Annotated in this window: 23 protein-coding genes; 11 read left to right on the top strand and 12 right to left on the bottom strand. The window is 53.0% G+C overall.

Annotation, left to right across the window (positions count from 1 at the left end):
- Window positions 1-4 precede the first annotated feature (4 nt).
- Genes spoT through gmk form a run of 3 tightly spaced genes read right to left on the bottom strand, consistent with a single transcriptional unit; the run spans window position 5 to window position 3089 of the window.
- A complete protein-coding gene (spoT, locus tag ACOYA6_RS19740) occupies window positions 5-2116 on the bottom strand; it encodes a bifunctional GTP diphosphokinase/guanosine-3',5'-bis pyrophosphate 3'-pyrophosphohydrolase (RefSeq protein ID WP_039030180.1) in 2112 nt (703 codons plus the stop codon).
- A gap of 19 nt (window positions 2117-2135) precedes the next feature.
- A complete protein-coding gene (rpoZ, locus tag ACOYA6_RS19745) occupies window positions 2136-2411 on the bottom strand; it encodes a DNA-directed RNA polymerase subunit omega (protein ID WP_039030179.1) in 276 nt (91 codons plus the stop codon).
- A gap of 54 nt (window positions 2412-2465) precedes the next feature.
- Window positions 2466-3089 (bottom strand): guanylate kinase, encoded by a 624-nt coding sequence (gene gmk, locus ACOYA6_RS19750; protein ID WP_039030178.1) that lies wholly within the window; start codon window positions 3087-3089, stop codon window positions 2466-2468.
- Window positions 3090-3340: 251 nt separating this feature from the next.
- Here gmk and ligB point away from each other — a divergent pair, with 251 nt between their 5' ends.
- On the top strand, window positions 3341-5011 hold the full coding sequence (ligB, locus tag ACOYA6_RS19755; RefSeq protein ID WP_139563918.1) for an NAD-dependent DNA ligase LigB: 1671 nt from the start codon (window positions 3341-3343) through the stop codon (window positions 5009-5011).
- On the opposite strand, the gene ACOYA6_RS19760 is transcribed toward ligB, so the two are convergent.
- From ACOYA6_RS19760 to ACOYA6_RS19770, 3 genes are all read right to left on the bottom strand, one after another.
- Window positions 5008-5625 (bottom strand): trimeric intracellular cation channel family protein, encoded by a 618-nt coding sequence (locus ACOYA6_RS19760; RefSeq protein ID WP_039030176.1) that lies wholly within the window; start codon window positions 5623-5625, stop codon window positions 5008-5010. The two genes, ligB and ACOYA6_RS19760, sit on opposite strands and share 4 nt — an antisense overlap.
- Before the next feature lie 165 nt (window positions 5626-5790).
- Entirely contained in the window at window positions 5791-7728 is a 1938-nt protein-coding gene (locus ACOYA6_RS19765) for an acyltransferase family protein (protein WP_422655257.1), read from the bottom strand.
- Between the two features lie 173 nt (window positions 7729-7901).
- Entirely contained in the window at window positions 7902-8765 is an 864-nt protein-coding gene (locus tag ACOYA6_RS19770) for a YicC/YloC family endoribonuclease (RefSeq protein WP_139563923.1), read from the bottom strand.
- A 471-nt stretch (window positions 8766-9236) separates the two neighbouring features.
- On the opposite strand from ACOYA6_RS19770, the gene ACOYA6_RS19775 reads away from it, so the two are divergent.
- From ACOYA6_RS19775 to pyrE, 6 genes are all read left to right on the top strand, one after another.
- Window positions 9237-10937 (top strand): lysophospholipid acyltransferase family protein, encoded by a 1701-nt coding sequence (locus ACOYA6_RS19775; protein ID WP_422655258.1) that lies wholly within the window; start codon window positions 9237-9239, stop codon window positions 10935-10937.
- A 46-nt stretch (window positions 10938-10983) separates the two neighbouring features.
- Window positions 10984-11949 (top strand): HlyD family secretion protein, encoded by a 966-nt coding sequence (locus tag ACOYA6_RS19780; RefSeq protein WP_138370867.1) that lies wholly within the window; start codon window positions 10984-10986, stop codon window positions 11947-11949.
- Window positions 11942-12859: an ABC transporter ATP-binding protein gene (locus tag ACOYA6_RS19785; protein ID WP_138370815.1), complete on the top strand. Its 918-nt coding sequence runs from the start codon at window positions 11942-11944 to the stop codon at window positions 12857-12859. The genes ACOYA6_RS19780 and ACOYA6_RS19785 overlap by 8 nt, the downstream gene beginning before the upstream one ends.
- Window positions 12846-13985 carry an ABC transporter permease gene (locus ACOYA6_RS19790; protein ID WP_138370816.1) on the top strand — a complete coding sequence of 380 codons (1140 nt, stop codon included), beginning with the start codon at window positions 12846-12848 and terminating at the stop codon, window positions 13983-13985. Before ACOYA6_RS19785 ends, ACOYA6_RS19790 begins: the two co-directional genes overlap by 14 nt.
- 96 nt (window positions 13986-14081) lie before the next feature.
- The gene (rph, locus tag ACOYA6_RS19795) at window positions 14082-14798 is read left to right on the top strand and encodes a ribonuclease PH (protein ID WP_039030171.1); all 717 of its coding nucleotides are present in this window, start codon (window positions 14082-14084) and stop codon (window positions 14796-14798) included.
- 71 nt (window positions 14799-14869) lie between these two features.
- Window positions 14870-15511: an orotate phosphoribosyltransferase gene (gene pyrE, locus ACOYA6_RS19800; protein WP_138370817.1), complete on the top strand. Its 642-nt coding sequence runs from the start codon at window positions 14870-14872 to the stop codon at window positions 15509-15511.
- Window positions 15512-15552: 41 nt separating this feature from the next.
- On the opposite strand, the gene slmA is transcribed toward pyrE, so the two are convergent.
- The 3 genes from slmA to coaBC all read right to left on the bottom strand — a co-directional run bounded on the left by slmA (window position 15553) and on the right by coaBC (window position 17913).
- Window positions 15553-16149 carry a nucleoid occlusion factor SlmA gene (gene slmA, locus ACOYA6_RS19805; RefSeq protein WP_039030169.1) on the bottom strand — a complete coding sequence of 199 codons (597 nt, stop codon included), beginning with the start codon at window positions 16147-16149 and terminating at the stop codon, window positions 15553-15555.
- A 116-nt stretch (window positions 16150-16265) separates the two neighbouring features.
- The gene (dut, locus tag ACOYA6_RS19810) at window positions 16266-16724 is read right to left on the bottom strand and encodes a dUTP diphosphatase (protein ID WP_039030168.1); all 459 of its coding nucleotides are present in this window, start codon (window positions 16722-16724) and stop codon (window positions 16266-16268) included.
- Window positions 16702-17913: a bifunctional phosphopantothenoylcysteine decarboxylase/phosphopantothenate--cysteine ligase CoaBC gene (coaBC, locus tag ACOYA6_RS19815; protein WP_139565435.1), complete on the bottom strand. Its 1212-nt coding sequence runs from the start codon at window positions 17911-17913 to the stop codon at window positions 16702-16704. The genes dut and coaBC overlap by 23 nt, the downstream gene beginning before the upstream one ends.
- Window positions 17914-18087: 174 nt before the next feature.
- Here coaBC and radC point away from each other — a divergent pair, with 174 nt between their 5' ends.
- The 4 genes from radC (at window position 18088) to mutM (ending at window position 20278) form a co-directional block, all read left to right on the top strand.
- Entirely contained in the window at window positions 18088-18753 is a 666-nt protein-coding gene (gene radC / locus ACOYA6_RS19820; protein WP_422655259.1) for a RadC family protein, read from the top strand.
- Between the two features lie 216 nt (window positions 18754-18969).
- Window positions 18970-19206 carry a 50S ribosomal protein L28 gene (gene rpmB / locus ACOYA6_RS19825; protein WP_002436699.1) on the top strand — a complete coding sequence of 79 codons (237 nt, stop codon included), beginning with the start codon at window positions 18970-18972 and terminating at the stop codon, window positions 19204-19206.
- 22 nt (window positions 19207-19228) lie between these two features.
- Window positions 19229-19396 carry a 50S ribosomal protein L33 gene (rpmG, locus tag ACOYA6_RS19830; protein WP_003024094.1) on the top strand — a complete coding sequence of 56 codons (168 nt, stop codon included), beginning with the start codon at window positions 19229-19231 and terminating at the stop codon, window positions 19394-19396.
- Window positions 19397-19468: 72 nt separating this feature from the next.
- Window positions 19469-20278, top strand: coding sequence for a bifunctional DNA-formamidopyrimidine glycosylase/DNA-(apurinic or apyrimidinic site) lyase (gene mutM / locus ACOYA6_RS19835; protein ID WP_138370819.1), 810 nt, complete (start codon window positions 19469-19471; stop codon window positions 20276-20278).
- Between the two features lie 45 nt (window positions 20279-20323).
- Here mutM and coaD read toward each other — a convergent pair whose 3' ends face one another.
- From coaD to waaA, 3 genes are read right to left on the bottom strand one after another with little or no spacing between them, the layout of a single operon-like run.
- A complete protein-coding gene (gene coaD / locus ACOYA6_RS19840) occupies window positions 20324-20803 on the bottom strand; it encodes a pantetheine-phosphate adenylyltransferase (RefSeq protein ID WP_422655260.1) in 480 nt (159 codons plus the stop codon).
- A 3-nt stretch (window positions 20804-20806) separates the two neighbouring features.
- The gene (locus ACOYA6_RS19845; protein ID WP_422655261.1) at window positions 20807-21577 is read right to left on the bottom strand and encodes a glycosyltransferase family 2 protein; all 771 of its coding nucleotides are present in this window, start codon (window positions 21575-21577) and stop codon (window positions 20807-20809) included.
- On the bottom strand, window positions 21577-22851 hold the full coding sequence (waaA, locus tag ACOYA6_RS19850; RefSeq protein ID WP_039030212.1) for a lipid IV(A) 3-deoxy-D-manno-octulosonic acid transferase: 1275 nt from the start codon (window positions 22849-22851) through the stop codon (window positions 21577-21579). The genes ACOYA6_RS19845 and waaA overlap by 1 nt, the downstream gene beginning before the upstream one ends.
- Between the last annotated feature and the right edge of the window lie 109 nt (window positions 22852-22960).

Below are 22960 nucleotides of genomic sequence, written 5' to 3' on the forward strand. Positions count from 1 at the left end.
AACACTAGTTTCGGTTACGGGTGACTTTAATGACGTCAGCCATCACGCGGATTTTGCGCATGATATTCGCCAGATGCACGCGGTCCCGCGCCGTCAGACGAATAAAGGCGCTGTACACACGGCCATCCTTCTCTTCGGTATTCAGGCTATGAATATTGGAAGAGGCGGTATTGATTGCCGCCGTCAGGTTCGCCAGTGCGCCCTGGTGGTTGAACATATCCACCTTGATCTCGGTGATAAATTCCTGCTCGGTCTCTTTATCCCACTCGACCGCCATAAACTTCTCGGGCTCTTTCTGGTAGCCGCGAATGTTACGACAGGATTCGTGATGGATAACCAGACCTTTACCCGGGCTGACGTGGGCAATAATCGGGTCGCCAGGGATAGGGCGGCAGCACTTGGCAAAGGTGATCAGCACGCCGTCGGCGCCCTTGATCGGCAGATGCCCGTGACTGGTGGACGAAGGCTGCGGTACAGAGGTTTCGCCCTGCTGCAGGTTCTTCGCCACCACGACGCTCATTGCATTACCAAGACCGATCTCTGCCAGCAGATCGTCAAGCGTGGCGAGCTTCATACGCTCGATTTCACGCTGCACGTTCTCTTTCGGGATCTCTGCCAGCTTGCGGCTACCGCCGAGTGCATGGTTAAGCAGACGGCGACCCAGGCTAACGGAGTCGTCGCGTTTGAGGTTTTTCAGCAGCTGGCGGATCTTGGCGCGAGCTTTTGAGCTCACAACAAAGTTGAGCCACGCCGCGTTCGGACGTGCGCCAGGCGCTGTAATGATTTCTACCGTCTGGCCGCTGGTCAGCGGCTGTGACAGCGGGTACGGCTGGCGGTCGACACGTGCCCCTACGCAGGCATGACCGATATCGGTATGCACGGCGTAGGCGAAGTCGACCGGCGTGGCACCAGCAGGCAGTTCAACAATGCGCCCTTCTGGTGTGAAAACGTAAATCTCATCCGGGAAGAGATCGGATTTAACGCTCTCGATAAATTCAAACGAGCTACCGGCGCTCTGCTGCAGTTCCAGCAGGCTCTGCATCCAGCGCTGGGCGCGGATCTGCGCGGTGGTGCTGGTTTCGCCGTGCTCTTTATAGGCCCAGTGCGCGGCAACACCCATCTCCGCCATCTGATCCATATCTTCGGTACGGATTTGCACTTCAACCGGCACGCCGTGCGGGCCAATCATTGAGGTGTGCAGAGACTGATATCCGTTCGCTTTTGGAATAGCGATGTAATCTTTCATCCGACCTGGACGCGGTTTGTACAGGCTGTGCATCTGACCGAGTACGCGGTAGCAGGTGTCGGAGTCGTGGACGATCACGCGAAACGCGTAGATATCCATGATCGAGTGAAAACGCTGCTCTTTGAGCACCATTTTGCAGTAGATAGAGTACAAATGCTTTTCGCGACCGCTGACGCGGCAGGGGATACCGGCTTCCTGCAACCGTCCCTCGATTTCTGAGAGGATCTTCTGAATCATCTCTTTACGGTTGCCACGCGCGGCTTTCACCACCTCTTTAATCACGCGGAAGCGGTTCGGGTACAACGCTTCAAAACCCAGCTCTTCCAGCTCGGTTTTAATGTGATGAATACCTAAACGGTGCGCCAGCGGGCTATAGATTTCGAGGGTTTCACGGGCAATGCGACGACGTTTGTCCGGGCGAAGAGAGCCCAGCGTGCGCATATTGTGGGTACGGTCGGCGAGTTTGATCAGAATGACGCGGATATCCTGCACCATCGCCATGATCATCTTGCGGAAGTTTTCGGCCTGCGCCTCTTTCTTGTCGCGGAAATTCAGCTTATCAAGTTTAGAGACCCCTTCCACCAGCTCGGCAACGCTTTTGCCAAACAGCTGTTCCATATCCTGGTAGGTGGCAGGGGTATCTTCGATCACGTCATGCAGCAGGGCGGCCATCAGCGTTTCGTAGTCGAGTTTCATCTCGGCCAGAATACAGGCCACCGCTACCGGGTGCGTGATATAGGGTTCACCGCTTGAACGTGTCTGGCCCTCGTGAGCGTCACGTGCAACGAGATACGCCTGCTGGAGACGTTTAATCTGATCTACCGGCAGGTAGGTTTGAATCAGTTGATTCAGGCTTTCAAACAGATACAAGGGCGACCCGCAGGTTTAATTAACGACGACCTTCAGCAATGGCGGTAACGGCCTGCAGTTCTGCGGCTTCCTGCTCTTGCTGCTCCTGGCGCTCACGAACATCGAGGATCTGGCTGTTGATCAGGCCTTCTTCGATTTCGCGCAGTGCGATAACGGTAGTTTTATCGTTTTCTTCCGGTACCAGTGGATCTTTACCGCCTGACTGCATCTGACGAGCGCGACGCGCGGCGACCAGCACCAGGTCAAAACGGTTACCAATTTTCTCTACAGCGTCCTGAACAGTTACGCGTGCCATACTTAAAATGCTCCACAGATGAAGAAATGACTGGGCATGATACTGAATGTGGGTTCAGTCTGCCAACAGTTTGGTGATTAATGCGTCATGTCGCTGCTTCTGGCGGCACATGCGCAGACGTTCGGCGCGAAGGATAGTTTTGAGATCGCTCAGGGCGGCATCAAAATCATCATTCACAATCAGGTAATCATATTCGGCGTAATGGCTCATTTCCGCAACTGCCTGGGCCATACGTTTTGCGATAACCTCTTCGCTATCCTGACCGCGGCCGCGGAGACGACGATCCAGCTCATCTTTTGACGGCGGTAAAATAAAGATGCTGCGTGAATCAGGCATTTTCTTGCGGATCTGCTGTGCGCCCTGCCAGTCGATATCAAGGAACACGTTTACGCCGGTCGATAATACCTGCTCAATGGTTTCACGCGAGGTGCCGTAATAGTTCCCGAAGACCTCAGCGTGTTCAAGAAACGCGTCTCTGCCAATCATCGTTCTGAATTCGTCGTGATCGACAAAGAAATAATGTTCACCGTGTACCTCACCCGGACGCGGCGCGCGCGTGGTGTGAGAAACAGAAACCTGCGTATCATACAACGGTTGGGTTTTTAACAGCGCCTGAATCAGGCTGGATTTACCCGCGCCACTTGGGGCAGAAACAATATAAAGCGTGCCTTGAGCCATGAGAGTCTTTTGTATGTGTTAGCGAAGAAAGTCCTACATACGGGCTTATTATACACGTCGCCGCTGTGTGACGTAGCCTTTGTCACACTTTTTCCACGCTCTGATTGATTTTTGCGAGCCTTTTTCCTGTTTTCTGCAGTGTTTGCTGCAACAAAAATTCAATTCTGATGTTGCCTCGTAAAGTCGGGTTTTGGGTGTCGCCTGCGGCGGCGCATCGCGTTATATCCCTTGTAAAACAGGGAGGGATAACGATGTGGCGATATGTTGGCGTGCTGTTGTGGATCTGGAGCAGCGTGGGGCTGGCGGTATGCCCGGTCTGGTCTCCAATGCAGGCAGAACAGGAGATAGCCAGGCTTAGCGCGCAAATCGCCCGCTGGGATAAGGCGTACTGGCAGCAGGGCGTCAGCGACGTGAATGACGAAGTGTATGACCAGCTGGCGGCGAGGCTGAAACAGTGGCGGCACTGCTTTGGCGATGAGCAGGCGTCAGAGGCGCTGGCGGGTGTAGGAGGCGCGGTTAAACACCCGGTAAGCCATACCGGGGTTCCAAAAATAGCCGATAAAGCGGCACTCCGGCAGTGGATACAGGCGCGCCGTGACCTGTGGATCCAGCCGAAAGTGGATGGCGTGGCGGTGACGCTGGTCTACCGGCAGGGGCAGCTTGTGCAGGCGACAAGCCGGGGTAACGGCCTGAAAGGTGAAGACTGGACGGAGAAGGTCAAACGTATCGCCTCGGTGCCCGGGCAGGTAAAAGGCCCGCTCGCAAATAGCGTGCTGCAGGGCGAACTCTTCCTGATGCGCGATAACCATATCCAGCAACAGATGGGGGGAATGAATGCCCGGGCAAAAGTCGCCGGGACGATGATGCGACACGACACCGGCGCAGGGCTGGATAACATCGGTATCTTCATCTGGGCGTGGCCGGATGGCCCCGCCTCGATGCCTGAACGTCTGCAGGCGTTAACCCGGGCGGGCTTCACCCTTACCGGTCAGTGGACGCATAAAGTCAGTTCGGTAGAGGAGGCTGAAAAATTACGTGACCGCTGGCATAAGTCACCGCTGCCCTTTGTGACCGATGGCATTGTGATCCGCGCGGCGCAGGAGCCCGCAGGCAACCGCTGGCTGCCCGGTGAAGGCAGCTGGGTGGTGGCATGGAAATATGCGCCGGTCGCGCGGGTTGCTGAGGTTCGGGCCATCCATTTTACCGTGGGGCGTACCGGCAGGATTGCGGTGGTCGCCACTCTTGAGCCCGTGCAGCTTGATGATAAAAGGGTGCAACGCGTCAACCTGGGATCGGTGAGGCGCTGGCAGACGCTGGATATTGCGCCGGGGGATCAGATTCAGGTCAGCCTGGCCGGGCAGGGGATACCGCGCGTCGATAAAGTCGTCTGGCGAGGGAGCGAACGACGCAAACCCGTGCCGCCCGAAACGCGCTTTACGCCGCTCACCTGTTTTTATGCCACGCCGGAATGTCACGGGCAGTTTATGGCCCGGCTGACGTGGTTGAGTTCATCGTCAGTGTTGAATATCGAAGGGCTGAGTGAGGCTGGCTGGCAGTCGCTGCATCAGGCGCACCATTTTGATCACCTTTTTTCATGGCTGGCGCTCAGTCAGGAACAGTTGCAGCAGACGCCCGGTATAACGTCGCAGCGCGGCCTGCGGCTCTGGCATCAGTTCAATCTGGCCCGTCGCCAACCTTTTACTCGCTGGCTTGATGCGCTGGGCGTTCCCCTGCCGCGCATGGCCATGCGCGCGCTCAGCGATCGGCACTGGCAGCAGTTGCAGAGCAGGGATGCGTTACGCTGGCATCAGGTTCCGGGCGTCGGTCCGGAAAAGGCGCGCAGGCTGGTGGAGTTTGTGCATCATCCCACCGTAAATGCCCTGACGTCCTGGCTGGGCGAGCAGGGCGTGCAGGGTTTTTAGTGGCTGTCGTGTGTGTAATAAAACACGGGTAATCCCAGCTTCAAACGCAGCGCCAGCAGGCGGGCGGTAAAGCCAAACAACAGCGTGGAGATGATCACCACGTCCTGATTGCTCACGTAGTGCTGAAGTGCGACGTACAGCACGGCGGAGGCAAAGGAAACGCCAGCATAGAGCTCTTTCTGGAAGACCAGCGGAATACGCTTGCAGAACATGTCGCGCAGCACACCGCCAAATACGCCGGTGATCACCGCCGCGATAGTGGCGATGACCGGGCCATGACCCATATCCAGCGCGACCTGGGCGCCAATAATGGAGAATACGATCAGACCGAGGGCATCCAGCACCAGAAACAGACGGCGCAGATGGGGCATAACCGGGGCGGCTATGGTTGTCAGCACGGCGGCGACGGCCACGATAATCACGTATTCAGGGTGTTGTACCCAGCCGAGCGGATAGTGGCCCAGCAGGATATCCCGGACAGACCCGCCGCCCAGCGCCGTGGCGGTGGCAATAATAATGACGCCAAAGGTATCCATACGACGACGCCCGGCGGCCAGGGCACCGGTCATGGCTTCAGCGGTAATACCGATTAGATACAGGATATGCAGCAGCATGTTACCCCCAGAGTTAAGGCCGTCAGGGTAACGTTTTGTGCTCTGGCTCACGATTTAGATTTTCTTGTGCGAGCGGTTAAGCCTTATTTTATCTAATGACACTTTGGCTTGAATAGAGCGATTCGGGGTTTTTACTTCAGAAATCGCATTAGATTTATTTAGCTTTTAATCCCGTTGGCGGGTAAAAACCTGTCGGAACATCGGCACCAGGACTTTATTACCGGTTTCGCTGAGGTGGTTATCATCGAAATACCACGGCTGTAAGTTTTTGCTGCCCATACAGCGGCTCGCCGTACAGAGCCATGCGGTGGGATCGAGAACCTGAACGCCACACTGTTTAGCTGCACGTGCCTGTGCCTGCAGAATGACCGCGTTTTGTTTAGTGTAAGTCGCAGTGGGGATGGATAAGTCGTGCGTGGTTCTGCCGGTCATCAGCCGATGAGATAACGTGCGAGGCACATTCTGCGCCATTTCCGGGATCGGGTTGACCAAGTAAACGGGGCGCGTGCTGTTAAGCGAGCATGCCATGTCCACTATCGCATCCGAGTACTGACGCAGGTAGTCCTGCTGGTTTTGCGACCCGGTACCGAAGTTGACGAGGCGCTTTTCGGCATAGTGCGTGAGTCGGTTCACAATCACCACCGGCACGTCAGGCGGGTAATCCTTCAGCCTTGAAGGAAGAGAGCGGTTAAATGCCCCGCATCGATTGTGCTCTCCCAGTTCGCCCCTCGCCAGCGTCGGACAACCAGAGGCGGTGATCCCGATAACCGAACCTTTATCTTTTGCTGCTTCTGCCAGCGCGGTGGCGGTAGCTTCCGCATGGCTGTCACCAACGATGATGGCCACAGGCTGACCTGTACCGTAAGTGCTCAGGTGCGTTTTAGGGTTGGCAGCGTAGTTTTTATTGGTGGCTTCCAGCGCGATTTTGTTCACCAGCGGGTCGGGCTGGCTGACAACAATCTGGTTTTTCACCAGATAACTAAACAGCCAGGCGACACCCACGCAGGCAAACAGGATCAGCCAGAAGGCGCGAGTTGAACGCTGGCTAAGGTAATTTTTGCCGGGTTGCTCGATAAGCACCCACGACAGCCAGCCGGCAGCAAAGGAGAGCGCAATCGCGCTCATGACCCACAGCCCGTTATGCTGCTTTCCGCAGTAGAGCAGAAACACCGCGACAGGCCAGTGCCATAAATAGACGGAATACGAGCTCAGCCCCGCCCAGCGAAAATTGCGATCAAACAGACTCACCAACGGCTGGTAGTCACTGTAGATCACCAGCATCGCGCCCATGACGGGCAGTAAGGTCAGGGGCCCCGGCCAGGCTTGCTCAGCGGTGATGAAAAAGAGAGAAAACAGGATCAGTGCGTAGCCCGCAAGCGCCGCAACCGGGCGAAGCATAAACGGCATGACAAAGCGCTGAGCGGCGTACCACACCAGTCCACCACACAGCATCTCCCAGGCGCGATAAGGCATCAGGTAAAAGCTGGTGGCCGCATTGGTGGGCGTGTGCGTAATACTCACGATAAACGCCGCGATGGTGAGCACCGCCAGGCATAAGCCGGTGTTCAGCTTTTTTCGCAGGGGATAGAGCGCCATCATAATGAAAGGCAATACCAGATAAAATTGCCATTCAACGGACAAAGACCAGGTATGTAAAAACCAGTTCTCATGGGAGTCGAGGGCAAAATAGTCCCCGGACTCTTTATTCAGTTTCAAATTGGAAATAAATAAGGCGGCATAGCCAATGTAATTTCCGAGCTTCTGATACTCATTTGTCGGTAACCAGAAAAACGTCGTAACGGCCACAATCAGGCACATCGCCAGCAGCGCGGGAATTATTCTTTTGCAGCGAGCGGCATAAAACTGAAGAAGATTAAAGCTGTTTCGTTCCAGTCCGGTAGCGATGATTTTGGTCATCAAAAAGCCGGAGATAACGAAAAACACATCCACGCCAGCGAAGCCGCCGGGCAGCAGCGTGGCGGTAAAGTGGTAAAACACGACAGATAGAATGGCTATTCCGCGCAGCAGGTTAATGTCCTGCCGGAAATCGCGGTCAACTGAGAGGCTTGAGGCTTCCTCTAAGGATAAGTTGATGTTTGCCATTATGATTCCTGAAGGGAGAGATCAGAATAGTGAATGCGGGATGCATTCTAACAAAAACAGTAAAAGAGTTCTTATGTTCTGATGCGCAGGTGGGATTCAGGACATACTCAAGCCAGTAATTGACAATGGTCCCTTAGCGGGACCATTAATAAAACAATAACGCACGTTACGGTTTATTCGATGTTCTGGATCTGCTCGCGCATTTGTTCAATCAGCACTTTCAGTTCAATCGCAGAGTTGGTTACTTCGGCATTGATTGACTTAGACGCCAGGGTGTTCGACTCACGGTTGAACTCCTGCATCATAAAGTCGAGACGACGACCGACGGCCTCTTTCTTCTTCAGAATGTTGTAGGTCTCTTTGACGTGCGCTTCCAGACGGTCGAGCTCTTCCGCAACATCGATACGCTGAGCCATCAACACCAGCTCCTGCTCGAGGCGGTTGTTCTCCAACTGGACTTCGGCATCTTCCAGCTTGGCAACCAGTCGCTCGCGCTGCCACTGAAGGATCTCCGGCATGTGGGCGCGGACTTTCGCCACTTCGCCGCTAACGCCTTCCAGACGCTGCTCAATGAGCGTTTTCAACGCCTGACCTTCGGTTTCACGGGCGAGGATGAAATCGTCCAGCGTGCTGTCCAGCGCGCTAAGGATCTCGGCGGTAATTGCATCCAGATCCTGTTCGCCTGCGGCCATCACGCCAGGCCAGCGCAGAATATCCACCGGGTTGATTTCGCCTTCGTCGCTCTGCATTTTGACCCAGTTAGCCGCATTCACCAGCTGTTTAGCCAGCTTCTCGTTGAGGATCAGTTCCCCTTGTGCGCTCGCATCGGGCTCAAAACGCAGATTGCATTCAATCTTTCCGCGGGTCAGGCGAGCGCGAATACGCTCACGCACCACCGGCTCAAGGCTGCGGAACTGCTCTGGCATACGGAAATAGGTTTCAAGATAGCGTTGGTTTACCGAGCGCATTTCCCAGGTAGCGCTGCCCCAGCTACCCTTGATTTCACGGCGGGCGTAGGCGGTCATACTGCGGATCATAGATGTTCCTGTTTTCGTAATAATGAATGCAGAGGATTATAGCTATGCGAACGAGGACTTAACAGGAATAGTGATGAAATACTTGGATATGAATTCTTTTCTACCGCAAGGGTATAATGTGCTTAAAAGTAGCTGCTTAAAGTTTAGCGATATTTGATATGCTAAATAACAGTTTAATGTTTTTATTTTATTATTCATGCTTGTTGCAAATATATTTCGTTACTCACAATCAAAACATAATCTTGAAAAATGAAATGGGGGTTTGCATTAAGCATTTTATATATATTGTTCAAAACTATTCATACAAGTGAAATTAAGTCGCGCATTAATTTTATTTCCTTTATGAATACTATCAGTTTAATTATAAGTATGATTTTGCATAAGGTTTTTTTAAGTTTTCGTAGTATTGCTCGCAGATAGGATACCGGGTATAGTCCCTGTCAGGAAAGTTATTATAAAAAGGATTTTAAGATGGATGTTATTTTTAACAAAGTCATCAGGGAATTCTTCCCCGATACTAAACTACCTTTTTGGAAAAATTGGCTTTTCAGACGAGCATTTTGTAATAAAGCGTTTTCACGTTTGATTCATGATGATCAAATTTTTAATAAAAAAGGGATCTCCTGGGTTAATTCAGTTATTGATTTTTTCAAAGTAAATTGTGTAACGGATATCTGCGATTACAATAACATCCCTCGACATGGTGCTGCGGTTGTTATTTCAAACCATCCCACCGTTATGGATGGTTTGTCCTTAATACATACTGTGTCCAGGGTCCGTAAAGATATAAAAATAGTTGCGAACCACATTTTACCTATTATCTTCCCACAGGTATCAGAGCTTACGATTGGAATTCAAAATATGGCTGGAAAAATGAGTCATAAGAAGTTCCGAGAGATGAACGACCATCTAAAAAATGGTGGTGTATTAATTATTTGTCCCGCTGGCAAATTGGCCAGTTGGTCACTTTCTGGATTACAAGAGCATGCATGGAATCCTGGTTTTTTACAGTTGGCGATGCGAAATGATGCGGCGCTAGTGCCTGTTCATATTACTGGTGCGAATAGTAAAACCTATTATTTTATGGCAACAATCTGGCGACAGTTATCCAACCTTATGATTATTCGCGAGTCTTTACGCCATCGCGGAAAAACCATTAAGGTTAAAATAGGACAGCAAATTTGCTTATCGTCCTTCGAGAAATATAACAAAGATCTCTCTGCAGCAGCCAATGCGTGTTCAATGCATCTCCAGAGCACCGGTAAGAATGGACCTGCGCTACTGGATACTGTCTCCCCGCAAGAACATATCGAAAGCAAAAGTGCATTAATCAATGCGATAAATGAGTGCGAAATCCTGAGACAGTTTAATGATGGTAAAAAGTTACTGATTTATCGTCGCAACACTGCCGGTAACTCGCCAATTATTAATGAATTAGGGCGCTTACGTGAACGCTGTTACCGCGATATTGGATCAGGTTCTGGTAAAGATAAAGATAACGATATTTTTGATGATAGCTATTTTCATGTCATTTTATGGGACCCCTCTGACACAGAAATCCTCGGTGCGTATCGAGTGATACCCGTCGGCGAGCAATTAGCCCGTAAGGGAGTTACAGGTCTCTACAGCAATAGCTTGTTTGAATATCACGAAGGTGCCTACGCCTGCTTAGAAAAATCTGTGGAAATTGGTCGTGGATTTATCCAGAGACCTTATCAAAAAAGTATCGCACTTGATTATTTATGGCGAGGAATTTTTGATTTTGTTAAAAAATATCCTGGCTATAAATATTTGTTAGGTGTTTTGACGATTCCAGGATCTTTTCCAGAAGATATACAAAAGCTAATCGTGAACTTTTATAACATATATTTTTCAACGACAAATCAATTTTGCACGCCTGTAGATTTGTTTACGGCAGACGAGCCTCAGTTCTCTAACCATTTCTCCGGTAAAGATTTCAAAAATGACTGGATCATGCTCAACAATCTCCTGAGAGAAAGAGGTTATGAACTGCCATGGCCTTTCAAGCAGTGCGCTAAGTGGTTTTCGCCTGGAGGATCGGCGGTCATATGTTTTACAAAAGACGTCTCTTTTAACTCCATAGCAGGATTGAACCTTAGCGATATTGAAAAGCTAAATCAAATTTATTTCAAACATTATTTTAAGGATTAAATTATACATCACTGTATAAATATTATAGGCATATGGATGTGTGATGATGCAAAAGCCAAAAAAGACATTTTTAGCGCTGATAGCGGTACTGGTAATAACAGGCTGTGATAGCAAACCAGACAACATCTTCTCTGGATATTCACATGGAGAATTTGTATACCTCTCTTATTCTGGTACTGCGAGAATTGAACGGTTGTTAGTAAACAAAGGAGATGAAGTCACAAGCGGGCAGGAGTTGGTTAAGATTGAGTCATTTGATGCCCAAAATACTCTCTTGCAGGTTGAGGAAAAGCTGTCAGCTGAAAACGCATTATTGCGAAATTTAGCATCGGGAGAACGGCCTGAAGAGTTAGATATAATACGTGCTCAGATTAAAAAATCACGATCTTCAGAATCACAGGTTAAGCGCCAGCTTGAACGTTATCGTGATCTTTATGCCAAACAAGCCATATCACGGGCGGAATGGGAAGATATCAGCGATGAATTAACGCAAAAAGGCGCACAGGTTGAAGAGTTAATTAACCAGTTAAAAGCGCGCCAGCTGCCTGCCCGTCAGGATGAGATTAATAAACAGCTTGCGCAGGTAGAAGCCGTCAGGCTTGAACGGGATAAGGCTCTTTGGGATGTTCAGCAGACTACAATTGTTTCTCCGGTTAATGCCAGGGTCTTTGATACCATTTATCGAGCCGGGGAACGCCCTTCTGCGGGCAGCCCAATAATCAGCCTGCTACCGCCCGATAATATCAAGGTACGCTTCTTTATACCCGAAGCGATGCTCGGTAAATTTAAAGTCGGAACGAAAGTTAAGCTTTCATGTGATGGCTGTTCAGAGGCAATCCCTGGCATAATTAATTATATAAATCCTGAAGCCGAATTTACGCCCCCCGTTATTTACAGCACGAAACGCCGCGAGAAACTCATTTTCATGGCTGAGGCTATTCCTGCCCGGGAACAGGCTGCGCGTATGAAAATCGGTCAACCGTTTGATGTGGAAATCATTCCGGATGCATAATCTTTGTATTGATGTAAAAAACCTCAATAAGCATTTTGGCGAGCATCATGCCGTAAAAGATTTTTCTCTTCAGGTGGCAAAAGGGGAAATTTATGGTTTCCTCGGCCCAAACGGTAGCGGAAAAACAACGTCTATCCGGATGATGTGCGGTTTGATCACCCCAGATTCAGGAGAAGGCTCTTGTCTGGATATGGACATTTTTACCCAACGGGAAGAAATCAAAAGAAATATTGGCTACATGACCCAGTATTTCTCCATGTGGGGAAGTTTGACTATTCGGGAAAACTTACTTTTTATCGCCCGGTTATATAGTCTCGACCAACCTAAAGCACGGGTTGAACGCGCACTTTCAGAGTTAGGTCTTACCTCCCGACAGCATCAACTGGCGAAGGTCCTTTCTGGCGGCTGGAAGCAGAGAATGGCCCTTGCGGCATGCATGCTGCATGAGCCTGTTTTGCTGTTTCTGGATGAACCTACCGCTGGCGTGGATCCAAAGGCGCGACGCGAGTTCTGGCAGATGCTGCATCAGCTATCTGACAGGGGAATATCGATACTGGTCAGCACGCACTATATGGATGAGGCTGAGCGCTGCCATAAGGTTGCCTATCTGTCTTATGGCCGATTACTGGCGAATGGGACTATTCCTTCCATTATCGCGGCGCAGAATCTGATCACAGTGAGGACCAGCGGTGCCGGATTGACGGCACTTGAAAGCCAGTTGCAGCGTCTACCGGAGATTGAACAAACCGTTATTTTTGGCAATCAGCTTTATATTACCTCCACAGATGAGGCGAAGTTAAAAGCCACGCTTTTTGCATTTACCCAAAAGGGCTATGAGTTCTGCCAGGTTGATACCAATCTGGAAGATGCATTTACCTATTTAATGAAAAGTGACTGTGAAAAAAATTAATATAAACTTCTCCATAACCCGCTGGATTGGCGTGGTTATCAAGGAAATTCACGAATTGCGTCGTGATAAAGTCAGTATCGGCATGGTGATCCTTACGCCTATTTTTCAGCTGATTATCCTTGGCTATGCAATAAATATGGATCCCCATAATTTGCCAACTGCGTTATTAAATTACGATACCGAACGCATGAGCCAGGTTTTTGTGACGAGTGCGCAAAATACCGGATACTTTTCGATGATACCTGTTGAGTCTGAAGAGGCTGCGCATAAAGCGTTTGTCCGGGGAGACGTCACCTTTATCGTGACTATTCCGGAAGGGTTTACACGTAACCTGCTCCGCGGCGACAAGCCTCAACTGTTAATTCAGGGCGATGCTATCGACCCAATGACAACGGGGAATGCGCTAAGCGCGCTGGTACAGGTTGCGAAATCGGCATTTCGGCAAGATTTGCCGGGAAACATGCGCGTAGCGCAAAAAGAGGATGATTTCGATCTGGTTATACATCGAATGTTTAACCCAGAAGGAATTACCCAGTTTAATACCATACCCGGTATTATGGGGTCGATACTCAGCACGACATTGATTCTCATGACAGCCTTGTCTATTACGCGTGAACGAGAAAACGGCGCGTTAGAAAATTTGCTGGTCTCTCCGTTGACCGGGTTGGAAGTGATTGTTGGGAAAATAACGCCGTTTGTTATCATTGGCCTTTTTCAGGCGACGTTAATACTGATCGCCGCCGTTCTGTTGTTCGATATCCCTCTTCACGGCAGCGTTTTCCTGCTGTTTATGGTGTTATTGATTTATGTTTTTCTTTGCCTTTCCATTGGCATTGGCATTTCTGGCCTGGCGCAAAATCAGTTGCAGGCGCTGCAAATGTCGTCCTTTTACTTTATCCCTTCAATCATGCTTTCCGGCTTTATCAGCCCCTTTATTAGTATGCCGGATTGGGCGAAAGCGATTGGCTCCTGTTTACCGCTGACCTATTTTATCCGGCTGGTTAAGGGCATTATGCTGAAAGGATATTCTGCAGCGGCATTGCTACCCGATCTTTTGCCGCTGATTGGCCTTGCGGTGGGTGTGATTGCCATAGGCTTGAAATCCTATCGCAAAACGCTGGACTGACATTATGTGTGTGCCCGGCAGGGGTTGGCATAGGCTTTTAGCCATGAAATTCGTATAATGCCGCCCACACATTCGTTTCAAGCCGGAGATATCATCATGCGTCCATCAGGCCGTAGCGCTAATCAGGTGCGCCCCGTCACCCTGACCCGTAACTATACAAAACACGCTGAAGGCTCCGTGCTGGTTGAATTTGGTGACACCAAAGTGCTGTGCACCGCCTCCATTGAAGAGGGCGTGCCGCGCTTTCTGAAAGGCCAGGGCCAGGGCTGGATCACTGCCGAATACGGCATGCTGCCGCGCTCCACCCATACCCGTAACGCTCGCGAAGCGGCGAAGGGTAAGCAGGGTGGCCGTACCATGGAGATCCAGCGTCTGATCGCCCGAGCCCTGCGCGCCGCGGTTGATCTGAAAACCCTGGGCGAGTTTACCATTACCCTGGACTGCGACGTGATCCAGGCGGACGGCGGCACCCGAACTGCCTCTATTACCGGTGCCTGTGTGGCGCTGGCCGATGCCCTGAACAAGCTGGTTGCAGCCGGTAAGCTGAAAGCGAACCCGATGAAAGGCATGGTTGCGGCGGTGTCTGTGGGTATCGTCAACGGCGAAGCGCTGTGCGATCTGGAATACGTTGAAGACTCGGCGGCAGAAACCGACATGAACGTGGTGATGACCGAAGACGGTCGTATCATTGAGGTTCAGGGCACCGCAGAAGGTGAGCCGTTTACCCACGAAGAGCTGCTCTCCCTGCTGGCGCTAGCCCGAGGGGGAATCGAATCTATCGTAACGACGCAGAAGGCGGCGTTAGAAAATTGATTTTAAAGGCGACTGATGAGTCGCCTTTTTTTTGTCCGTAGAAAAGCGAAAGTAAGATGAGGAGCGAATCCATGAAACCGTATCAGCGCCAGTTTATTGAGTTTGCGCTTAGCAAGCAGGTACTTAAGTTTGGCGAATTTACGCTGAAATCCGGGCGCAAGAGCCCCTATTTCTTTAACGCCGGGCTGTTTAATACCGGGCGCGATCTGGCACTGTTAGGCCGCTTCTATGCCGAAGCGCTGGTGGATTCCGGAATTGAGTTCGACCTGCTGTTTGGCCCGGCGTATAAGGGCATCCCGATTGCCACCACCACCGCCGTGGCGCTGGCGGAGCATCACGATCGCGACGTGCCGTACTGCTTTAACCGTAAAGAGGCCAAAACCCACGGTGAAGGCGGTAACCTGGTCGGTAGCGCGCTGCAGGGCCGTGTGATGCTGGTAGACGACGTGATCACCGCCGGTACCGCTATCCGCGAATCCATGGAGATTATTCAGGCCAACAATGCCACGCTTGCGGGCGTGCTGATCTCGCTGGACCGCCAGGAGCGCGGACGTGGCGACATCTCTGCTATCCAGGAAGTGGAGCGCGACTACAACTGCAAAGTGACCTCAATCATCACCCTGAAAGACCTGATTGCCTATCTGGAGGAGAAGCCGGAGATGGCTGACAGCCTGACGGCGGTGCGTGCGTATCGCGAAGAGTTCGGCGTCTGAGTTAATTGCCCGGTGGCGTTTCGCTTACCGGGCCTGCAATGTTATTGCAGCTGGGCCGCCACTAACGGCCAGCGAGCATCGAAATCGTCCGTCGGACGATATTTGAATTCGCTGCGCACAAAGCGAGAGAGCATCCCTTCACAGAACGCCAGTACCTGTCCGGCAAGCAGCGATTCATCTGTGCTGAAACCTTCGCCTTCGCGCATCTTCTTTTCGCGTAATACCTGGCGCAGCTGCGCTTCAATACGCTCAAAAAGCTGGTTGATACGCCCCTGCAGCCTGTCCTGTTCAAACATCAGCGCGTGGCCGGTCAGGATACGGGTTAAACCCGGATTGCGCTCGCCGAAACCGAGGATCAGCAGGACAATCAGACGCAGCCGTGCGGTGGTGTCTTTTTCATCCTTCAGGATCAGGTTGATACGCGTGATCAGGCTATCTTCGATAAACTCGATCAGGCTGTCGAACATCCGCGTTTTGCTGGGAAAATGACGGTAAAGCGCCGCTTCCGACACGCCCACTGAGGCGGCCAGTTTTGCGGTGGTGATGCGTTGACTACCATCGCTGGATTCAAGCATCAGAGCCAGAGATTGAAGTATTTCTTCGCGACGATTCCTTTTCGCTGTTTGTTTTTCTGCCATGTTACAAAATACCCCTGAAAATAAGCACCTGTCAGGCTGGCATCCACACAACGACCGCAAACGGATGTTTGCGGTTTGTTATTACGTTATGCGTTGTGGAATGCGTATAGCCGGGTTTATTTACGCCCGGAATGGCCAAAGCCGCCTTCGCCGCGATCGGTCGCGTCGAACTCTTCTACCAGATTAAATTCAGCCTGTACCACCGGGACGAACACCATCTGGGCGACACGCTCGCCGGGTTGAATGGTGAAGCTGTCCTGGCCACGGTTCCAGACGGAAACCATCAGCTGACCCTGATAGTCAGAATCGATAAGCCCCACCAGGTTGCCCAGCACGATACCATGCTTATGGCCCAGGCCGGAACGCGGCAGGATCACCGCTGCCAGAGAGGCATCGGCAATGTGGATCGCAAGGCCGGTCGGCAGCAGCGTGGTGGCGCCCGGTGCCAGCTCTACGGCGTCGTCGAGGCAGGCACGCAGGTCAAGACCGGCAGAGCCGGAAGTGGCATAGGTCGGCAGTGGAAATTGCTGACCAACACGCGGGTCCAGAATCTTAACGTCGATTTTTTTCATCATAACGGGTAACGATCTCGTCCAGTAATTGTTGGCCCAGGAGTTCCTTGCGCTCAAGCGGTAAGACTTTATCTCCATCCTGCCAGAAAAGGTGCAATGCGTTGCTGTCGCTGTTAAATCCTTGTGAGGCCAGCGATACGTCGTTCGCGCAAATCAAATCGAGGTTTTTGCGGGTACGTTTTTGCCGGGCATATTCTTCCACATTATTCGTTTCAGCGGCAAACCCAACGACGTAAGGGCGACGATCTTTTAGTGCGGCGACCCCGGCAACAATATCGGGATTTTTCACCATTTTCAGTGTGATTTCATCGCCTTGCTTTTTGATTTTCTCATCCGCTATGGCGGCAGCGCGGTAGTCCGCCACGGCGGCACAGCCAATAAAAATCTGCTGCTGTTGCGCCTGGGCCTGCACTGCGGCTTCCATTTCCAGCGCAGTGGTAACGTCGATGCGCTGCACGCCCGGCGGTGTAGGTAGCGACACCGGGCCGCTCACCAGCGTGACCTTTGCCCCGCGCAGTGCGGCGGCGGCGGCAATCGCAAAGCCCATCTTGCCGGAGCTCTGGTTGGTGATATAGCGCACCGGATCCAGCGGTTCACGCGTCGGACCCGCGGTAATCATGATGCTGAGATGTTGCAGATCGTTGACAGGTGAAAAATGGCTGGCGGCCAGATCCACAATTGCCAGCGGATCCAGCATGCGGCCCGGGCCGATGTCGCCACAGGCCTGGCTGCCGCTGTCCGGCCCCCAAATCAGCAGTCCGCGAGAGGCGAGGGTCGCCAGGTTATGCTGGGTTGCGGCGTTGCGGTACATCTGCTGGTTCATGGCAGGGACCACGGCGACAGGCGCCGGCGTGGCCAGGCAGATAGTGGAAACCAGGTCGTTGGCCATGCCGGCGGCAACGCGGGCGATGAGATCGGCGGTAGCCGGGGCGAGGATGACTAAATCGGCCCACTTACCCAGCTCGATGTGGCCCATCGCAGCCTCAGCTGCAGGATCGAGCAGGCTGTCCGAGACCGGGTAGCCTGAAACGGCCTGCAGGCTCATTGGCGTAATAAACGCTTTGCCCCCTTCGGTTATTGCCACCCGCACGTCCGCCCCGCGCTCGCGTAAACGGCGCACCAGTTCTGGCGCTTTGTAGGCTGCAATGCCGCCGCTCACGCCAAGAACGATTTTTTTACCGGCCAGGCTCATCATGATTCTTTCCTGTTGGGTTCACCTGAGAGGCGGGCATTTTATCACAATCCGAAAAGCATCGTGATGTTGTCCATCCGCCACTTTGCGAGGCGTTACGCAAGACGAGAAATCCGTCGTCGTGAGGCATCGGGGTCTGTGGCAGCATAGCCTGGTCATGGAAGAGGAGAGAGTATGGAGACGTTATCCCCGCTGTTGCCGCGAGAGAAACTGCTGCGCGATGGCGCGATGCTGCTGACGGACGAAGAGCTGCTGGCGCTGTTCCTGCGTACCGGGACCCGGAGTAAAAATGTGTTTGCCCTTGCCAGAGATCTTTTGCAGCATTTCGGCTCTCTGCATGGTTTGTTGTCCGCAGAGATGAAGGATTTCCGGCGAGTAGAGGGTATTGGTCTGGCGACATTCGCTCAGCTGAAAGGCATTGCTGAGCTTGCTCAACGCTACTACTGCTCGGGGATACGAGGCATCAACCCGCTGAAAGACCCGCAGATGACCCGGGAGTTTGTGCGCAGCCAGCTGGCGGAAGAGGAGCGCGAGATCTTTATGGTTATCTTCCTCGATAACCAAAACCGGGTACTGAGCCACAGCCGCTTATTTTCGGGAACTCTGAGCCATGTTGAGGTGCATCCACGGGAAATTGCACGCGAAGCGATAAAAGTGAATGCTGCGGGCGTGATCCTCGCGCATAATCACCCCTCAGGGCGCGCCGAACCGAGCAAAGCCGACAGAGAGGTGACTGCACGCATCATCAAATGCTGTCAATTCATGGACATTCGTGTTCTTGATCATCTGGTCATTGGCCGCGGAGAGTACGTTTCGTTTGCTGAACGTGGGTGGATTTAAGCCATTTCTCGCGATCCATCGGGATCTTTGTCTGTTCGGGACTTGAGCACATCCTCGAGTCAGCGTATACTACGCCACCTTTGAGAATCTCGGGTTTGGCATTTGGGCCTGGCAATCGATGGTTCACTTAGAATCGCGATGACTGGGCTGTAAAGCCTGACGAGGCGCCGATACCCCATACGAAGCTCGAGCTAATTTGATTTTTGGAGAATAGACATGTCCCGAGTCTGCCAAGTTACTGGCAAGCGTCCGGTGACCGGTAACAACCGTTCCCACGCACTGAACGCGACTAAACGCCGTTTCCTGCCGAACCTGCACTCTCACCGTTTCTGGGTTGAGAGCGAGAAGCGTTTTGTCACCCTGCGTGTATCTGCTAAAGGTATGCGTGTTATTGATAAGAAAGGCATCGATACAGTTCTGTCCGAACTGCGTGCCCGTGGCGAAAAGTACTAAGTACTTAAAGAGGAAATAAATCATGGCTAAAGGTATTCGCGAGAAAATCAAGCTGGTTTCTTCTGCTGGTACAGGTCACTTCTACACCACCACGAAGAACAAACGTACTAAGCCGGAAAAACTGGAACTGAAAAAATTCGATCCAGTTGTACGCCAGCACGTACTGTACAAAGAAGCTAAAATTAAATAATTTTAGAATCCTTGTATTGAAAAACCCCGCATCTGCGGGGTTTTTTGCATTCTGCATCCCAACGGAGGAACCATGCCTGAATTACCTGAGGTAGAGACCAGCCGCCGTGGCATTGAGCCTCACCTGGTCGGTGCGACCATTCTTCATGCTGTTGTCCGCAACGGTCGTCTGCGCTGGCCGGTGTCTGATGAGATCCACGCCCTGAGCGATAAACCCGTCCTTAGCGTGCAGCGCCGTGCAAAATACCTGCTGCTGGAGCTGCCCGACGGCTGGATCATCATTCACCTGGGGATGTCCGGGAGCCTGCGCATCCTCAGCGAAGAGCTGCCTGCTGAAAAGCACGACCACGTCGATCTGGTGATGAGCAACGGCAAAGTGCTGCGCTATACGGATCCGCGCCGCTTCGGGGCCTGGCTGTGGACGAAGGAGCTGGAAGGGCATAACGTGCTGGCGCACCTGGGGCCGGAGCCGCTCTCAGACGCGTTCAACGCGGAGTACCTGAAGGCAAAGTGCGCGAAGAAGAAAACCCCTATCAAACCCTGGCTGATGGATAACAAGCTGGTGGTCGGCGTGGGGAATATCTACGCCAGCGAATCGCTGTTTGCCGCCGGGATCCATCCCGATCGGTTAGCCTCATCGCTTTCCGCTCAGGAGTGCGAGCTGCTGGTAAGGGTGATTAAGGCGGTGCTGCTGCGCTCGATTGAGCAGGGCGGAACCACCCTGAAGGACTTTCTGCAAAGCGACGGCAAGCCGGGCTACTTTGCCCAGGAGCTGCAGGTCTATGGCCGTAAAGATGAGCCGTGCCGGGTGTGCGGTACGCCGATTGTGGCAACGAAGCACGCCCAGCGCGCCACGTTCTATTGCCGTCAGTGTCAGAAGTGATGCAGATGTAAGCCGGGCAAGCGCAGCGCCGCCCGGCAAAAAGAGTTATTTCAGCTTATCCATCAGCGCCTGATGCACGCTTGTCGGTAAGAAATGGGTGACATCACCCGCGTGGCGCGCTACCTCTTTCACCAGGGACGAAGAGATAAACGACCACTCTTTGGAGGGCATCAGGAAGACGCTTTCCAGCTCCGGCATCAGGTGGCGGTTCATGTGCGCCAGCTGCATCTCATATTCAAAGTCGGCCACCGCGCGCAGCCCACGAATTAAGATATTGGCCTGCTGGGCGCGGGCAAAATTCGCCATCAGATCGCTAAAGCCTACTACGTCAACATTGGGCAGGTGCGCCGTTGCGGCTTTTGCCAGCGCAACGCGCTCATCGAGGTCGAACAGCGGCTTTTTGCTGGGGCTGGCGGCAATCGCCAGGATCACCGTATCAAACATGCTGGCGGCACGGGTGACGATATCAATATGGCCGTTGGTGATGGGATCGAAGGTACCCGGATAAATCGCTTTTGTGCTCATGGCTCACGCTTTCTCTGAGTAGCCGCGGCTCAACGCCCACAGCTCGGTGTATTTATTAAAAGTATACTGGGCGTTAACCACCGCCAGTAACCAGCCCTGTTTCCCGTCCAGCACGCCACCACGCAGCACCAGCGTCTTCAGAAACGCCCCTGCGGTGTGGCTGAAAATTCCTGCCAGTGAGGTTCTCTTGCCGCGCTGGTGACGCTCCTGGGCCCACGCCGTGGCGTAATTAAGCTGTTTACGCTGGAAGCTGGCGAAATCACGGCAGGTGAGATGCAGCAGATCGCCGTCGAGGGCAATCACTGGCGCGCCGTCGCAGGCCAGCGATTCATGAACCAGGTTATCGTTGTAGTGATAGCGCGTGCGCGGGTAAAGGCGCATCACGCGATCGGGATACCAGCCGCTGTGTCGCATAAAGCGGCCAAGGAAATAGTTGCGCCGGGCGATGCTGTAGACGGCGTCGGGCTGAGGGGCAGCCAGTACGCGCTGGATGGCCTGTTGAAGCTCAGGCGTGACGCGCTCGTCGGTGTCGATCATCAGGACGTAATCGCCGGTGGCGAACTGCTGCGCCCGCTGGCGCTGAATGCCATAACCCTGCCAGTCGGTATTAACATGGACCTGTACACCGGCGGCGCGGGCGACGTTAACCGTGTCGTCGGTACTGCCGGAATCAAGCAGGACAATCTCATCGGCCCATGCCACGGAGGCAAGGCAGTCCGGCAGCAGGTCAGCGGCGTTTTTGGCGATCATGACCACCGAAAGACGCGCAGGCATCAATGGCTCCGCACGGGCAGGTAAGGCTGCAGCAGTTGCAGCAGGCGGGTCAACGCCCCCTGGTTCTGATGCAGCACTTCAACGGCGTGGCGGCCATACCATAGACGATAGTCTTCGTCGGTCAGCAGGGTGGAAATTTCCTTCACGACAGAGTTCGCGTCGGTGACCGTAATCAGCCCGTCAGCCTGCTGCAGTTTGGCGCAGATATCTTTGAAGTTGAAGGTATGTGGCCCCATCAGCACCGGAATGGCGTGCGCTGCGGGCTCCAGCGGGTTATGCCCGCCACGCTCCACGAGGCTGCCGCCAACAAACGCCAGGTCGGCAATACCGTACAGCAGCATCAGTTCACCCATGGTATCGCCAATCACCACCTGGGTGCTTGCAGACGGGATTTCACCGCTGCTGCGCATCGTGAAGCTGAACCCGCCCTTTTGCACCATCTCGCGGGCGTCTTTAAAGCGTTCAGGATGACGTGGCACCAGAATTAACAGCAGATCCGGGAAGGTTTCCAGAAGCTGGCGATGCGCCTGCAGGATAATCTCTTCTTCACCGTCGTGGGTGCTGGTGGCGATCCACACTTTGCGGCGCGGTGCCCACTGGCGACGCAGGGTCACTGCCCGGGCTGCCAGCTCCGGCGTAACCGAAATATCAAACTTCAGGCTACCGGTGACTGCCAGCTGGTTGCGCTTCAGGCCCAGCGACAGGAACCGGGCGCCATCTTCTTCGTTTTGTGCCGCAATCAGGGTGATTTTACTCAGCAGGCGGCGCATAAAGTTACCCAGCTTGCCATACCCCTTCGCGGAGCGCTCCGACAGACGGGCGTTGGCTACTACCAGCGGAATTTTGCGGGCGTGCAGGGCAGAAATCATATTCGGCCACAGCTCGGTTTCCATCACGATCACAAGCTTTGGGCGCACGGTGTTGAGGAAACGGTTCATGGCGCAGGGTAAATCATACGGCAGATAGACGTGATGCACGTCTTTGCCAAAGGCGGACATGGCGCGTTCGGAACCGGTTGGCGTCATGGTGGTGACGGTGATCGGCAAAGACGGATAGCGGTGGCGCAGGGCGCGGACCAGCGGAATAGCGGCCAGCGTTTCGCCCACCGAAACGGAGTGGAGCAGGATACCGTCCGGCGCAACTTTGTTGCGGCAATAACCATAGCGTTCAGCCCAGCGTTTACGGTAGGCAGGCGCTTTACGGCTACGCAGCAGCAGTCGTAGCCACACCAGTGGCTGAATAATATAGAGCAGAGCGGTATACAACAATTCCAAGCGATTATCCGTTTTTTCAGTTTCGGCGGGCAAATTCTAAGCATTTAGGCCGTTTAAAGCTATCCCTTTGGCGCTTTTGCTCAGCCATTTGCCTGCGTTACGTGCGTTC

The organism is Leclercia barmai (assembly GCF_049312895.1).
GTDB lineage: Bacteria > Pseudomonadota > Gammaproteobacteria > Enterobacterales > Enterobacteriaceae > Enterobacter > Enterobacter barmai.